General features: G+C 59.8%; 15 protein-coding genes. 3 read left to right on the top strand and 12 right to left on the bottom strand.

What is annotated here, in order from left to right; genetic code table 11:
• Nucleotides 1–107: 107 nt before the first annotated feature.
• The 12 genes from J2D75_RS11225 to J2D75_RS11170 all read right to left on the bottom strand — a co-directional run bounded on the left by J2D75_RS11225 (nt 108) and on the right by J2D75_RS11170 (nt 10,566).
• Nucleotides 108–3,233 (bottom strand): type IV secretion protein DotO, encoded by a 3,126-nt coding sequence (locus J2D75_RS11225; RefSeq protein ID WP_207854916.1) that lies wholly within the window; start codon nt 3,231–3,233, stop codon nt 108–110.
• Nucleotides 3,230–3,760 carry a hypothetical protein gene (locus J2D75_RS11220; RefSeq protein ID WP_207854915.1) on the bottom strand — a complete coding sequence of 177 codons (531 nt, stop codon included), beginning with the start codon at nt 3,758–3,760 and terminating at the stop codon, nt 3,230–3,232. The genes J2D75_RS11225 and J2D75_RS11220 overlap by 4 nt, the downstream gene beginning before the upstream one ends.
• Complete coding sequence (locus J2D75_RS11215) at nt 3,760–4,149, bottom strand: hypothetical protein (RefSeq protein ID WP_207854914.1); 390 nt, start codon at nt 4,147–4,149, stop codon at nt 3,760–3,762. Before J2D75_RS11215 ends, J2D75_RS11220 begins: the two co-directional genes overlap by 1 nt.
• A gap of 24 nt (nt 4,150–4,173) precedes the next feature.
• Nucleotides 4,174–4,734 (bottom strand): hypothetical protein, encoded by a 561-nt coding sequence (locus tag J2D75_RS14470; RefSeq protein WP_243428710.1) that lies wholly within the window; start codon nt 4,732–4,734, stop codon nt 4,174–4,176.
• 12 nt (nt 4,735–4,746) lie between these two features.
• Nucleotides 4,747–5,859: a hypothetical protein gene (locus J2D75_RS11205; protein WP_207854913.1), complete on the bottom strand. Its 1,113-nt coding sequence runs from the start codon at nt 5,857–5,859 to the stop codon at nt 4,747–4,749.
• 53 nt (nt 5,860–5,912) lie between these two features.
• Entirely contained in the window at nt 5,913–7,202 is a 1,290-nt protein-coding gene (locus J2D75_RS14465) for a hypothetical protein (RefSeq protein ID WP_243428709.1), read from the bottom strand.
• Complete coding sequence (locus J2D75_RS11195; RefSeq protein ID WP_207854912.1) at nt 7,199–8,146, bottom strand: DotH/IcmK family type IV secretion protein; 948 nt, start codon at nt 8,144–8,146, stop codon at nt 7,199–7,201. The genes J2D75_RS14465 and J2D75_RS11195 overlap by 4 nt, the downstream gene beginning before the upstream one ends.
• Nucleotides 8,146–8,784 (bottom strand): DotI/IcmL/TraM family protein, encoded by a 639-nt coding sequence (locus tag J2D75_RS11190; protein WP_207854911.1) that lies wholly within the window; start codon nt 8,782–8,784, stop codon nt 8,146–8,148. The genes J2D75_RS11195 and J2D75_RS11190 overlap by 1 nt, the downstream gene beginning before the upstream one ends.
• Before the next feature lie 3 nt (nt 8,785–8,787).
• The gene (locus J2D75_RS11185) at nt 8,788–9,102 is read right to left on the bottom strand and encodes a hypothetical protein (RefSeq protein WP_207854910.1); all 315 of its coding nucleotides are present in this window, start codon (nt 9,100–9,102) and stop codon (nt 8,788–8,790) included.
• Between the two features lie 143 nt (nt 9,103–9,245).
• Nucleotides 9,246–9,551, bottom strand: coding sequence for a hypothetical protein (locus J2D75_RS11180; protein ID WP_207854909.1), 306 nt, complete (start codon nt 9,549–9,551; stop codon nt 9,246–9,248).
• A 365-nt stretch (nt 9,552–9,916) separates the two neighbouring features.
• Nucleotides 9,917–10,240: a HepT-like ribonuclease domain-containing protein gene (locus J2D75_RS11175; RefSeq protein ID WP_207854908.1), complete on the bottom strand. Its 324-nt coding sequence runs from the start codon at nt 10,238–10,240 to the stop codon at nt 9,917–9,919.
• Between the two features lie 35 nt (nt 10,241–10,275).
• Complete coding sequence (locus tag J2D75_RS11170) at nt 10,276–10,566, bottom strand: nucleotidyltransferase family protein (protein ID WP_207854907.1); 291 nt, start codon at nt 10,564–10,566, stop codon at nt 10,276–10,278.
• Between the two features lie 127 nt (nt 10,567–10,693).
• Here J2D75_RS11170 and J2D75_RS11165 point away from each other — a divergent pair, with 127 nt between their 5' ends.
• The 3 genes from J2D75_RS11165 to J2D75_RS11155 are packed head-to-tail and all read left to right on the top strand — an operon-like array spanning nt 10,694 to nt 12,580.
• A complete protein-coding gene (locus J2D75_RS11165) occupies nt 10,694–10,855 on the top strand; it encodes a hypothetical protein (protein ID WP_207854906.1) in 162 nt (53 codons plus the stop codon).
• Nucleotides 10,852–11,406, top strand: coding sequence for a hypothetical protein (locus tag J2D75_RS11160; protein ID WP_207854905.1), 555 nt, complete (start codon nt 10,852–10,854; stop codon nt 11,404–11,406). Before J2D75_RS11165 ends, J2D75_RS11160 begins: the two co-directional genes overlap by 4 nt.
• Nucleotide 11,407: 1 nt before the next feature.
• The gene (locus tag J2D75_RS11155) at nt 11,408–12,580 is read left to right on the top strand and encodes a hypothetical protein (protein ID WP_207854904.1); all 1,173 of its coding nucleotides are present in this window, start codon (nt 11,408–11,410) and stop codon (nt 12,578–12,580) included.
• Nucleotides 12,581–12,594 lie beyond the last annotated feature (14 nt).

Below are 12,594 nucleotides of genomic sequence, written 5' to 3'. Positions count from 1 at the left end.
TGCGTCATGGTCGTGCGCGCATCCACTCAGGATACCCAGCGCGACAAGGAGGTGTGTCTTCTTCATGAGGCCATTATCGCGCAACCCGTTGTGACGCTGTTCAGGCCTCAGGCGGCCTCCCTCAGTGTCGCGCCGAGCCCGACCGCGTCGCAGATCTCACCGGCCAGCCCACTGACGACACCACCCAGTGCGGCCTGGGCGTCAACGGAGTTCGTTTCGTCCATCTGCGCTTTGGTGCGACGCTCGATCTCATCGGAGGCCGTGCCTTTGGGGAATACGCGCGACAGGCGGCGGCGCGCTTCGACGGAGCCGAGTGCCCTGTAGACACGACGGCGCAGAGCGACATCCTCAGGTTTGGTGGACAGCGCCCAGAGTTCGATGGGGCCGAGCGTGTTGAGCAGGAACATTTCGTACCAGTCTTCGCCCACCTTGATCTGCAGCAGCAGCGGTGCGCCGCTGCCATCCGGGCGCGGGCCCTGCAGGGCGGTGTGGACAATCTGTCGCCCGGCCGCACTCAGTCCGAGCAGCTCGGCGGCTTCATCGGCTTCTTCGGGATTGGCGGTCCCCAGAATGAAGCGGGCGGTCGAATGGGCGGTGAGGTAAGGACCAAAGTCGGTAATCCTCTGGCTGGTCAGGCCCAGACGCACCCCCAGCTTGGCAGCGCGTCGCGCGGCCTCTTCGAAGAGCTGCCGCACGAAGGGTGCTTGTGCCGCGCGCTGGAATTCGTCGCATTCGAGGCGCTTGTAGCTTTCGCGGAACTCGCGGAAGCGTGCGCGGTGGATGTCGCGCACATGGGCGGGTACCTTGTCGGCCTCTTCGGGGGAGAGGAAGAAGTTGCGTCCGATGATCTGAAAACCGAGCAGATACATCAGTTCGGACTGGCGGGCGTTCTCGCCGAGCCCTTCGGGGGCGACACGGCCGATATCGAGGGCGACAATACGCGCATCGCCCAGATCCAGACGGGTGGGCCGGTTCAGGGTCGGATATTTGCCGACGAATGCGCCAATATAGCGCCTGAAGACACCCAGACCCGTTTCCTCGCCTGATGTTGGTGTATTTGAGCCGTAATTGTCTTGCACGAATGGCAGGTACGTGGCGGATACCAGATCCCCAATCACCGGCACGGCATGCTGTGTCGCCATTCGCGCCATGCGCATGTCGCCACGGGCGGCGAACAGGTCTGCAATATCCCACCAGGTCGTCTCATCCCCCTCGGGCTCGAAACCCAGACGTAAGAGAGCTGCGTCGATCAGTTGGTTGTCGGTCTCGCGGTATTTTTTGATAGTCGTCGAATAGACCTCATCCGAACACATCTCATAGGCGGCGGTGACGGTGGCATCGATAATCTGGTTCATGCCCTCGAAGGGCTTGCCCGTCAGTTCCATGCACACGGTTGAGAGGAAATTCGTCAGAAACGCGCGGTGATGTTCCAGCGGCTGGCGACAGCAGGCTTCGGTGTCGAAGATATTGTAGGCATGGTCGTCTTTGAAATCGAACGGGATGAAGAGGGCCTGATGGGCGTCTTCGGCGCGCAATCCGTTACGCACCATGTCGATGAAACCGCTTGCCGCGTCCCCGATGTCGAGCTTGCCGATCAGGGGCAGGCGTGGTCCGGCATCGGTCAGGGAAGCGGTGCTGAGCACGGTGGCCAGTAGCAGGGAGTTGGCCAGCATGGACTTGCCGCGCCTAGATGGTGCGACAAACAGATCGAGGGTGGCGACACGGCCGCTGCCGGTCGGATCGAAGGGCACGATGGTGCCGTCATTGGCCCGCAGCAGGGCCGCGCCGTCTGTCCACGGGGCCGCCATCCGGAAACACGGCATGGTGAGCAGGGTTTCATCGAGCGGGGCGGCTGTCGCAGGTGCGGTTGAGGCCAAGGAGATTCCCGGGACCGAGGACAGGGTACCGGCCAGTGGGTCGCCACCCAGACGACTGGCCGAGGCGCCACCCCAGCCGCCTATGGCCTGTTCGAGGGTCGAGGCGCGCCGGGCCAGCTGGACGCGCTCGCCGGTTGTTGCACAGGTGGCAAAGGAGGTGCGGGCGGAAATGATGGTCTCGCCGGCCTTACGTCGCCGGTCGAGATCCATAAAGGCTTCATAAACCGCAAGATTGGGACCAAAGCGCAAGATGGTCGCCAGTTCTTTTTTCCAGCCCATAAAGAGCGGACCTGTTCCCTGAATGGTCGTGTTCATGCGCCAGGGCATGCGGTGGGCGGCGAGCCTGGACGACAGTTCGACAAAGGGCGTGGGGGTCTCGGACATCACTTCCAGATCAACCGGGCGCCAGTCCCGGGTTCCCAGTGTCACGGTGGAAAAATCCGGCTTATAGGCGTCATCCATGAAGATCTGTTCGCGCAGGGGCGGCCAGAGGGCGTCGGCGGCATTGGCGGGCCTCTCTTCGTCGGGAATAATGGAGGGCGGGCGTCTGTTGGGTGTCGAAGGTGTCCAGCGTGAGCCATGAACCTCGGGGTAGATTTCTTCACGGATGGCGCGTAGCGCATCATCGGGTGTGAGTTCGTCCATCAGGATACCCTGATGCTCGAAAACGTGGCGGATATGGCTGACGAAGGCCGTGTGGATGGTCGCGAGTTCCATTGAACCCATCAGCGGGTTCTGGCCATCGCCCAGATCGGGCAGGAATTTCGATGCCTCGGCGCGGGCGGCCTTGCTGGTGGCGAGTTCCTGTTTGGACAGACAGCCCTGACGGCTCCACAGGGCCAGCCATGTCCGTTCATGACGCATTTTGGGAATAAGAACGCGCTCACGTTCGGAAAGAATGTCCTCGAACTGCGCGTTCAGGGCGGCGGCAATTTTGCGTCGGTCACTCAGATTGCGGTTGACGAAGGCTGAGGCATCCGGTTCGGCCATATAGAAAAACTGCAGGGCGTGCCCCGCACCATCCATCTGCCCGCCCATGGCCTGTCGCAAGGCGCGGGCCTTGGCCTCGATCTCGGCGCGGCTGGCCATCTGCCTTAGCCCCTTGACCCGCAGCAGGGTGACGTAATCGCCACTGAAGGTAATGAGACCGTGTTCGTCGCAGGTTGCCAGATCGCAGAAGGACGACAGATCCCGTTTGGACATCTGTGACAGAACGCCCAGACCCCGGAGCAGCATATCCAACGGCCGGAATCCGCCCTTGAGCGGAACAGGGTTGTCCTGTTCGGGCGTGGGGTCCGGTGTCGCTGAAGGTGATGCGGGTGTCGGGCTCGGTTTTTTCTGCCACAGGCGTTTCATGGGGCGGGGTTCCGGTTGGTCAGGAGCGTGCTCAGCGCTTCGCTGTTCTGCTCACGCCATGCGGCGACGGGCAGGACACGCAGGCCGGAGGCGGCGTCCTTGCGTTTGAGCATGTGATGAGGGGCGAGGGTGGAGACTGCGAGGCGTAGGCGCGAGGGGTGATAGGTGCCGATTTTCTCGGCAGCGGCTTCGCGACGTGTGGACAGATCGTCGAGGATTGCTAACGCCTGCTCACGCGCAGGCTCGCCGGGGGCGCACACCAGCAGGGCGGACCAGGCGGCGCGAACCAGACGCGACAGGCTGCCCTGATCGAGCTGGGGGAGCCAGATGATGGCGGCATGCTGGTCGATCTGCGTGTCGTCTGCCGCATAAGCGGGCGCGCAGACGAGGCAGAGCGGGGTGTCGTTGACGGTGAGGGTTGCGCCAGCCAGACCGCAGCAGGCGCATGCGGTCTGGGCCTCTGCGGGGAGCGACCGGGTGGTCAGGCTCCCCTTGGGCGCGCGGAAATGGACGACCAGATCGTGCATTACTGATTGAATTTGATCGTCTGCTGTTCGCCCGTGATCGTTGCTTTGGCGCCCCAGAGCGTTGTGCTTGCTGTCCGTTCGTAGAATGGCAGGGCCAGCAGACAGGTGCCAACGACCGCGGCGGCGAGGATTTTACCGTAGCCGGTGTTGTTGCCTCCCATGCCGTTGTGTTTCCTGTAGGCGCTGAAAAGAGAGCCCACGAGCAGACCGCCGCCGCCGATAAAGCCGACCGCGTTGATCAGATAGCCCCATGCCGTGTTGGCGTGGCCGGTTGCGGTTTGCATGACTTCGTCAATGGCCTGTGCGTGGCCGACGCCCGTCAGAGCGGGTACGAGAAGTGCTGTTGCGCCGAGGGCGAGGGCTACGTTGCTGTTCATCCGTATGTTCATGACGTGTATGTTCCTTTGATGAAATTATGAGGAAAGAAGATGAAGTTTCTTTGCGAGCGCCGGTCCTATTGTGTCGGCGTTCATCAGCAGAAACCCGCCAAGGACCATGCACAGATTGGTGGTCGTTGACGTATTGCTCCGACCCTTCATGGAATTGAGCTGGCGGATGATGGACACGTAGACCCAGAAAGCGCCGTAGCTCATGAAGTAGTATCGGAAGACATGGAGGATTGCGGTCAGTGTCGCGGTTGGCCCCTGAGAGATCGCCGATTTGAGGCTGTCGGACGAAAACGTGACCTGTCCGGCCGAATTGACGCCGCCGACGCTGGCTGTTGCGGAAAGACCCAGCGTGGCATTACCCATGTTGAGGAATTCAGGGAAGGACACGAGCGAGGCGCCTGCTGCGATCAGGGCGATGCAGACGGGCAGGCTGCTGGCGGCACCCGTCGCGCCGTTACCCCGGCTGTAGAGGCCAAACAGGCTGCCCAGCAAAAAGGCGGAGCCGCTAATATAGCACAGCGTCGGGAGTGCTATGGCAAAGGCGCTGCCGATTGAGCCTGCGAAATCCAGAAGATCCTGCAACATGGTTTGCGCGCCTTAACGGATGGTGCCGTGTTCGGTGTGGACAACCCAGCTGCTGCCGGACTGTGTAACCGCAGTGACAGCACCCCACCCGTCGAGCATCGATCCGGGCTGCACGCGCACGGGCTGGCCCTGCGGGCCTTCCAGAATGGCGATGTCAGGAGCACCGGCCTGAACGGTGTAATGGGGGCGGGGAGCCGGGCGCTCGACAGGCTGTGCATCGGTATGGGTGTGATGCGTGGGCGCTGCGTCTGGCGTCTTGTGAGTGCTGCTGGCTGCGGACGCCGGTGCTGAGGATGCGGGAGCCGTTGCCGGTGCAGCGGCGGCGGGCGTTACATGGGCCGTCTGACTGGCTTCCAGCGTATCCTCGCGGTGGCGGAGTTCGTCGAGGCGACCGCCGACAGTACCCAGCCCGGAAACGATCTGGTCATGCAGGGCGTGCTGGCTGGCGTCGAGCTTTTGTTCGAGCGTGTCGATCCGGTTCGTCATTTCGGTGAGCTTGTGGCTCATCTCCATGAAAAGCTGATCTTCACCTGCCGTTGCGGAACGTCCCGCAGGCTGCTCCATCGGGGTTTCGGTCTCTTCGGGTATAGTCTGTACCGAGGCCGCGTCCACGCGCTGTGCTGCGGGCGCTGATGGTGCCGCCACAGGGATTGTCGTGGCGGATGTCGCGCCAGTATTGGCTGATACCCCCTTGGCGGCGTTCACTGCGGGTGCTGTCGCCTGTTTTGCGGCGGCAGGAGGCGCACCCAGATCAGGCGGGGTAATTCCCGAGCTGTTCGCATCGGCTCCGCTTACAACCGCCGTCCGCGCGGGTGGTGCGGCGTGCATGACTGGCTTTGGGGATGACGCGACATGCACTGCTGTAGCACCAATGCTCGCAAGGGCGACAAACCCGACGCCAGCCCATAGGATTTTCGATCTGGCTATTGTTTTGAAACCCCCGGGGGCAGGGACACTGGCTGACATAGCCTGCGCCGCAACAGTTGGGCCTGTCGCGGCAGGCGCTTCAGCGGGCTCTGGTGTTGCGCTCTTTGGGGCTTCGGCCCCTGCGGGCGATGGCCCGGGCTGGCGTAGCATCGTGACAGACCCGGTTTGGGGTTCAGTGGTCATGGCGAGGGCTCCCATGGTGGCTCCTTGAGGTTGTTTCTTCAGTATCGCTCATTCGGTTGTGACGGCTGTCAGGAGCGATAGACGGGCTCATCGAAGAGGATTCCGATGCCGTCGTTCTGATGGAGGATGACGGTGGCCTGCTGGGGTGTCTGCTTCTGGATGATCTGCCCGAGCTGCTGGCCCATGGTTCCGGCGGCCGCACCCATCTGCTGGGCGAGGTCCAGATGCGTGAATGACGACATGCCAGCACCGTTGCTGTAGTTTGTCGTATTTGAGTTCATCATGGCGCTGCCCAGTCCTTCCACGAACGCGGCGGCGGCGGGTAGGATGATGCGTGTCGCCAGATGTTCCCTGACCTCTGAGGCGACGCCTGTTTCTGCCGTTTTGGGCGAGACGGCATAGCCCGAGACGGGGATAGGATCAGCGTCACCGATCATCAGTTTGTCGAACTTGATGACCAGTCGCTCACTTTTCACCTCAAACGTGCCGCTGATGCGAGCCCCTCTGAATGGGCCGCTATCGATCTGCGCCAGCACGACATTACCGAGATCGCTGTTCACGGTCAGGACCGCGTGGCCATAGACGCCGCGCCCGGCAGGCAGCAGGAGGGTGCCTTTGGACGAACTGGCATTCTGCGCTGCAGGTTCTGACGCGCCTCCCTCTGCCGCTCCTGTTGCCGCTGGGGGCTGTGTGAACGTCGCAGGTGCGCTCGCCGCTGTCTGGAAGCCAGAACTACCCGCCCCGCCCCGATCGCGTTCTGCCCCCGGTATTTCCAGAGAGACCCGTGGCCCGCCGGACCATGCGGCAATCAGTTCCATCTGGGCCCGCTCGGACATCTGCCCCGGTTCTGCGGGCCTTTCAGCCGGCGCTGTATTGAAATGAGCAGAGGGTGGGCGGGCTGAGCGGGGTGCAAAGGATGCCGCCGGAGGCGTGGGCTGTGGTGCTGGTGGGGGCGCATGATGGACGGCTGGCGGCGTGGGAGGCGGTGGAGGTTTCTGGGCTTCGTCGGGGGTATCGCCTATTTCTGCAGCGGCGCCCTGCGGGTCAGGTAAATCCTGCCCGGATAGCGCGCTGGTGTATGACTTCCCCGCCTTACGGGCGGCCTGTGAGGCCTGCTCGTCGCTTTTGCGCGCCAGATCATCCATGGTTTTGGAGTGATTGGCTCCACCGGCCGGACTTTCCATGTCCGGATGCGTGATCTGGGCAGACTCAGGGGCGTGGCTTTTCGCGCTAAAGGCAAAATAGCCGCCGCCCACTAGCAACAGGAGGCCCCCTACAACCCATGGTCCCAGCCTGCGCACGCCATCAAACGAGGATTTCAAGCGTTCCATGCCACCGTTCTGTTTTTCGTTGCTCATGGGCTGTCCTCCTGCACGGAGACGGGTACAAGACGCTCGCCTGTTGAAACGAGAAGCCGCGAGGAAAACGGCGCGGCATAGGCAGTCACATCAAAAGCGCTGACATGGGCTATGGCTGCTGGTGACGACAACTCGAATGTCGTGCGGATATACAGCGTGTTTTTGAGTTTCCATGCGCGTAGTCGATCGGCGCTGATGCCTGAGACCAGCAGAGGCACAGCTTCCATGGGGGGGATGCCATCGAGTAGATTGTTCAGGACGGGATCCGAGGTGTCGGGAACGGCTCCGAGGGCAGAGGCCTGCTCTTTGGCATTTGGTCCCTTTCGGGTAATCCTGACGGTCAGATCGGCGTCATACGCCCCTGTGCCTGCGACAATCATGAAGCTGATGGGTTTGGGGGCGTCCTTTAGGGTGACCAGCAGGCCACCGCGCGGGTAGCGTGACACTGGCGTGATCTGAAGGATATTGGATCCAGCCTGCGGCACACAGGCATTAATGCCAACCGCGCGAACAGGCTGTTTATCGTTTCCCTGCCCCTGATTGTCACAGCTTGAGGCTTTATTTGTCGTCAGATCCCACGCAATCGGCCATGGTTGGCCGGTCGCGTCCAGAAAGGTGATGGCGGCTGGATAGCCCTGTGCAAGGCGCACGATGGGAATTTGCGCTCCCGGCTCGAACGACACGTTCAGCGACCGTGAGGCGGGACTGGCGAGCATATGCGGGTCATCTTCCGCATCGAGCGCCTTCTGTCCGGTGTCATAGCGATTGTAAAGATCCTGTCGCACAGAGGGCGGCGGGGGCAGGGTGCCCGCATAGAGCGGGTCGATATGCTCTTTATCCCGATCGTCCGGTCCACCGTTCTGACGCGACTGTGCGTGCCCTAGTGCAGGCACATAGAGGATCATGCCCAGCATGAGCACGAGAGAAAGCCTGTCTATGCGCATCAGGATGTCGCCTTGGGTGCGTTCAGCTGTGTGATGATCAGACCATCGGGATGGAGTGGGTCATTTGTCCTCTGAATGATGACTCTTACTGCCAGAACATCGGTTTTTTCACCGGCGGCATTGGTCCATTTCAGATACATCGGAAAGGCAACATGCCACTCGTAATCACCGTGCCGGTTCAGGCCGGAGCTTTCGATACTGGCAGCAGTCTTGATAGCGGCTGTCAGCAGAACCTGTTTCGTGCGGATGAACTCAATGTTGCCCGGCCCCTGAAAGGCGGCTGCCCAGCTGTTCCATGCCTCACCGGAGAAAAAACCCGCGCAACTGTCGAGATGTTTCCCATAATCCATATAATTGAACGTATAGAGGTTCGTGACCTTGTCTGTCGCCCAGTTCATGACCTGAGAGTCTGTGAAATAGGGCTGATCGGTGACGATCAGTTCACGGGGTTTGCCGAACGGGTCATGATAGATGTGCTGGGGTTTTGGTCTGTGTGTGACCTCATAAAACAGGGCGATTGATGCCACGGAACCCTCACAGAGGGCGGCGATCAGAACAAAACAGAGGTAGCGGATGACCTGACGGGCAAAAGCAGGGTCATTGAGCCGTCTTGTTACGGCGTCGTAAGTGTTACGCATGGTTCAGGCCATGCAATCATAGGTGAGGGCGTGGGGTACGAATTCCCCAATCCCGTCTAGTGTCGCGCGTCTGCGCGAGAGGAACAGTTTACCGAGGAAACTGTAATGAATTTTTCGGGCCTCACGGGGCCGCACGAAAAATGGACGGCCTGTAATCTTGCAGATTTTGCGGATGAGTTGTCCGGCGACTGTCTCGTTGACAGGGGCGTCCTGAGGGCTGCCCTGAGGGGTTGTGTTGTTGAGGGGGAGGCCCGCCCGATCAGGCAGCCCGGCACGTCGTGCGGCTTCTGAGACGGCGCTACGCTTGAGTCCAAGCATCTGGGCGATGCAGGTGACGGAAAACAGGCGTTTCCACAAATCGGCGAGAAGATCGATCGCCGTACTGTTCCAGATCAGACGGCCGGATGCGGTGCGCTGGACAGAAGAAAAATAATCAGAAAAGGCGTGAGAGACAGTTGAAGTTATCCCCAGATTGTGCGGGGGGGGGGGGGGGACTTCAATGCAAAGGCGGCGTTAGCCGCCCGACCGCGTAGCGGTCGCCGGAGCCCAAGACGTTGAGCCTTGCGGCGTACGGCACCAAGGGTACGCCCGATCAGTTTTGAAATAACAGGCGCTGCCGTTATCGAGGGATAGGCGCGCGCGAGATAGATTTCTTCGTCGCTAGACCAGCCTGCGGGAGTTGTTGTCGGAGGCTTGCGAAAGCCTGAACCCCTGCCCGGTTGCGTTTCAGTAGGAAAAGGCCACGCCAGTTGCGTGGGAGGGGTCATTCTCCGGAACAGGCTCTGCACTATGTGGGCTCCAGCAATGTCGGGATCGAATATCTGTTCTTCGTTATCATAACGGAATCGCGTTCGGCACCTTTTTTTATCTGTTTTGTACTGGCACCGACCGGAAGCACGGTTTCATATTTTTTTGATATATTCCCGTTTTCTGCCTCGATTAATATTTTGTCTGCTCTGCCATGTACCCCTCGCATAGCTCAAAAGGCACGACACGTCCTGAAAATGCCAGCATTATGCCTCTATTTTTATTGGTCGCCCGATCAATAATGCAGGTGTAGGCATCTATGAAATAGTGAGCGGAATATCTCTCTATTAGGCGACGTGCCTTTTGATCTTAGGATTTACCGGAACTAAGTTTTTTGAATTTTTACCAATAACGAATTCAGTTGTTGCTCCAGGCTCGGAAGAGCATGTCTCACCGTGTCCCAAACCATGCCATAATCGACGGCAAAGTAGCCGTGCGCGATACGATTGCGCATGCCACGCATGGCACCCCATGGAATGTCTGGATGGGTGTCCTTGATTTCAGGCCACGCATTGATAATTTTGGATGCCGCTTCACCGATGATGATCAGACTCATCACAACTGCCTGCTGGGTTCGCCGATCCTGAAGAAATTCATCACGCGACATAGTGCCTATGAAGCTGATCGCATCGGCTTGCGCATCGCGCATATGAACCAAATAATCCTGAAAACGAAAGGCACCTCTCATACTGGGCGGGCTTCAGCCAGAACTTTGTCACGAAATCTGAGGGGCAGTTCAGTAGGCGTCAATAAATCAACGCGCACTCCAAGGAGCTCTTCGAGATCGTTTTGCAGGCCGCCTAAAGCCAACAATGTTGCACCATTTGGTGCATCAACGAGAATATCCAGATCGCTTTGATCATTGTCATGGTAATTCAGAACTGAGCCGAACACCCGAGGGTTTGTAAGATTCCAGCGTGCCGTCAGTTGCACAACGGCGTCACGATGCAGTGCTAGCACTTCTGATGGGCGCATGATCCAGTCTCCTCTCCTTCGTTCATATCATAAAAGCGGCCTTACTTTGTAGTCCTTCTCGGTCACTCGTCCGCCGTCACAACGGATGAGCCCATACTGGCTTTGTGAAACCTCACAAGGACAGATCATGACCGCACCTCAATCCCAGGCCTCAAGGGCTTCGCCTACGCCGCAATGGCTCACTCCGGCCTATGCCAGACGTATTCTCGATCCCATTACCTTTCCGGGGGATGCCCCTCCCGCTGCTGTCGTGTCGCCTGCGGCGGTAGCCGGGGAGGCGACATCATGAAAAGGGGGCTTACGCCACGCCTGCCCCTTGTCGCATTCGCTGGTCTGATGCTTTCCACCAGTGTCGCCTCAGCGGCCTCAGAAGGTTGTCAGGCGCTGGTTCAGGCGGCAGCAACCGGGGCAGCCGCTCAGATGAAGGCGGATGACTCTCTGATCCAGATGCCGCAGTCAGTGACCAAGTTCACCTGTCTCGACAGCTTTTACAATGGGACGGGGATGGATCTGGTATCGGACGGACTTGATCCAGCTGCAATAGCCAGAAAAGTAGCGGGCAAAATCTGTTCTCAGGTGAGCGCTGCATGGAGCAGCATGCAAGGCGCTTCAGAATGTGGATTAACGCTCACCGGGCCGGATACGAACTTCGATCTGGGGTTGGGTTCTGGGACAGTTTGCCCAACGGTAAATTTCGGGGGCGGCGGTGACACGCTGATAAGTACCGGAACCAATGGAACCGGCACGAACCACTGGGATGTTGGTAGCGCGCTACAATTACCAAACGGATACACGCTGAGCGACGCCGCAAAAGCGTTCGGTCTGTTGGGAGGCGACTGATATGTCTCGTCGTCCTTCACGGCTGGTGGCCGCCCTTATGCTGACTATCGCCTTTATGGTCGGCCAGTTTACGGCTCCGGTACCGGCGCAGGCATTTGGCATTGATATTGGGCCAATTCTGGCAGCGATCACCACAGCCCAGACCGCCTTGAGCACGGCTACCAATACCGCCAAGAGCGTTATTAACGGCACTCTTGGTCTTATGAACGACAAGCTGGGCCTGGGAATCAACCAGATCACCAATTACCTCAAAGGGCAGGTTGGCGCACAGGAGCAGATTGCTGATGCCAACAACATGGTGCAGGCCCTACTCGCCAAAGAAGTCCGTCACGCGGAAATACAGGACCTGCATGCGGTCAATCGTCAGGACTGTCTGAACCTTGAAGGAGGACAGGCGCAGGTCATAGCCGCGCGGCAGTCCAATGATGTCGCTGTGGCGCTCGATGTCGCCAAGGGCGCACGCACCCGAGCTGAAAAAGGCACCCCGTCATGGGCTGGCGGCGGGCAGGGGGCTCAGGCGAACAATAACGCGCATTTTGGCAAATACTGCGACGATGCTGAGGCTGACGCTGGTCTCTGCACCATAGCCAGCGACACCATGAAAGGTGCTGATGAGGCTGCAACCAGCCTGTTCACGCCGCCTGTTTATTCCGGTCAGGAAGCGATTGACCGGGCCAATGCCTATGCCGTGACCCTGATTGAACCGGTTGCTCCTGCCGCCCAGCGCGGCAGCGCGATTACCTCGACACAGGGGCAGCAGCTCATGCCGTTCCGCCGCTCCTATAATGCGGCGATGCACCTGTCTCACATGATTGTCGATCATGTGCTCAGCCAACGCGCTGAGACCGTCACGCTGACAGCAGCCCAGAAAGCCGAAGCCCAGCGTGAGGGGATTACGGTGACCGACAAGGGGTCATCGTGGGAGGAGACCGAGCTGGAGGTGAACCGGAAGTATTCCGGTACGGACTGGCAGGCCGATCTGCAGGCCATGTCGTCTGACAAGTCCGTTCTGATCCAGATCGCCCTGCTCGACGCCCAGCGCAATTATCTGCTGTGGAACGCCTACAAGCTACAGGAAATGACCGCCGTGGCCGAGGCCAAACGCCTCGCTATCGAGGCTGATGAGGCCCTCAGTCGCCATTCTGCCGGCGCCCTGCCGGTTCCCAATCCATAAATACATAAGGAAAC

It is taken from the genome of Acetobacter suratthaniensis, assembly GCF_017377745.1.
GTDB lineage: Bacteria > Pseudomonadota > Alphaproteobacteria > Acetobacterales > Acetobacteraceae > Acetobacter > Acetobacter suratthaniensis.
The sequence above is the reverse complement of the archived record's forward strand: the minus strand, read 5'-3'. Positions and strand labels throughout refer to the sequence as shown.

What these genes read in the sequence shown, in the direction of transcription:
- J2D75_RS11220 (WP_207854915.1), bottom strand. Translation starts at nt 3,760, where the DNA reads ATGCACGATCTGGTCGTCCATTTCCGCGCGCCCAAGGGGAGCCTGACC.
- J2D75_RS11155 (WP_207854904.1), top strand. Translation starts at nt 11,408, where the DNA reads ATGTCTCGTCGTCCTTCACGGCTGGTGGCCGCCCTTATGCTGACTATC.
- J2D75_RS11185 (WP_207854910.1), bottom strand. Translation starts at nt 9,102, where the DNA reads ATGCTTGGACTCAAGCGTAGCGCCGTCTCAGAAGCCGCACGACGTGCC.
- J2D75_RS11205 (WP_207854913.1), bottom strand. Translation starts at nt 5,859, where the DNA reads ATGGGAGCCCTCGCCATGACCACTGAACCCCAAACCGGGTCTGTCACG.
- J2D75_RS11175 (WP_207854908.1), bottom strand. Translation starts at nt 10,240, where the DNA reads ATGCGCGATGCGCAAGCCGATGCGATCAGCTTCATAGGCACTATGTCG.
- J2D75_RS11170 (WP_207854907.1), bottom strand. Translation starts at nt 10,566, where the DNA reads ATGCGCCCATCAGAAGTGCTAGCACTGCATCGTGACGCCGTTGTGCAA.
- J2D75_RS14470 (WP_243428710.1), bottom strand. Translation starts at nt 4,734, where the DNA reads ATGTTGCAGGATCTTCTGGATTTCGCAGGCTCAATCGGCAGCGCCTTT.
- J2D75_RS11190 (WP_207854911.1), bottom strand. Translation starts at nt 8,784, where the DNA reads ATGCGTAACACTTACGACGCCGTAACAAGACGGCTCAATGACCCTGCT.
- J2D75_RS11160 (WP_207854905.1), top strand. Translation starts at nt 10,852, where the DNA reads ATGAAAAGGGGGCTTACGCCACGCCTGCCCCTTGTCGCATTCGCTGGT.
- J2D75_RS11215 (WP_207854914.1), bottom strand. Translation starts at nt 4,149, where the DNA reads ATGAACATACGGATGAACAGCAACGTAGCCCTCGCCCTCGGCGCAACA.
- J2D75_RS11165 (WP_207854906.1), top strand. Translation starts at nt 10,694, where the DNA reads ATGACCGCACCTCAATCCCAGGCCTCAAGGGCTTCGCCTACGCCGCAA.
- J2D75_RS11225 (WP_207854916.1), bottom strand. Translation starts at nt 3,233, where the DNA reads ATGAAACGCCTGTGGCAGAAAAAACCGAGCCCGACACCCGCATCACCT.
- J2D75_RS11180 (WP_207854909.1), bottom strand. Translation starts at nt 9,551, where the DNA reads ATGACCCCTCCCACGCAACTGGCGTGGCCTTTTCCTACTGAAACGCAA.
- J2D75_RS11195 (WP_207854912.1), bottom strand. Translation starts at nt 8,146, where the DNA reads ATGCGCATAGACAGGCTTTCTCTCGTGCTCATGCTGGGCATGATCCTC.
- J2D75_RS14465 (WP_243428709.1), bottom strand. Translation starts at nt 7,202, where the DNA reads ATGAGCAACGAAAAACAGAACGGTGGCATGGAACGCTTGAAATCCTCG.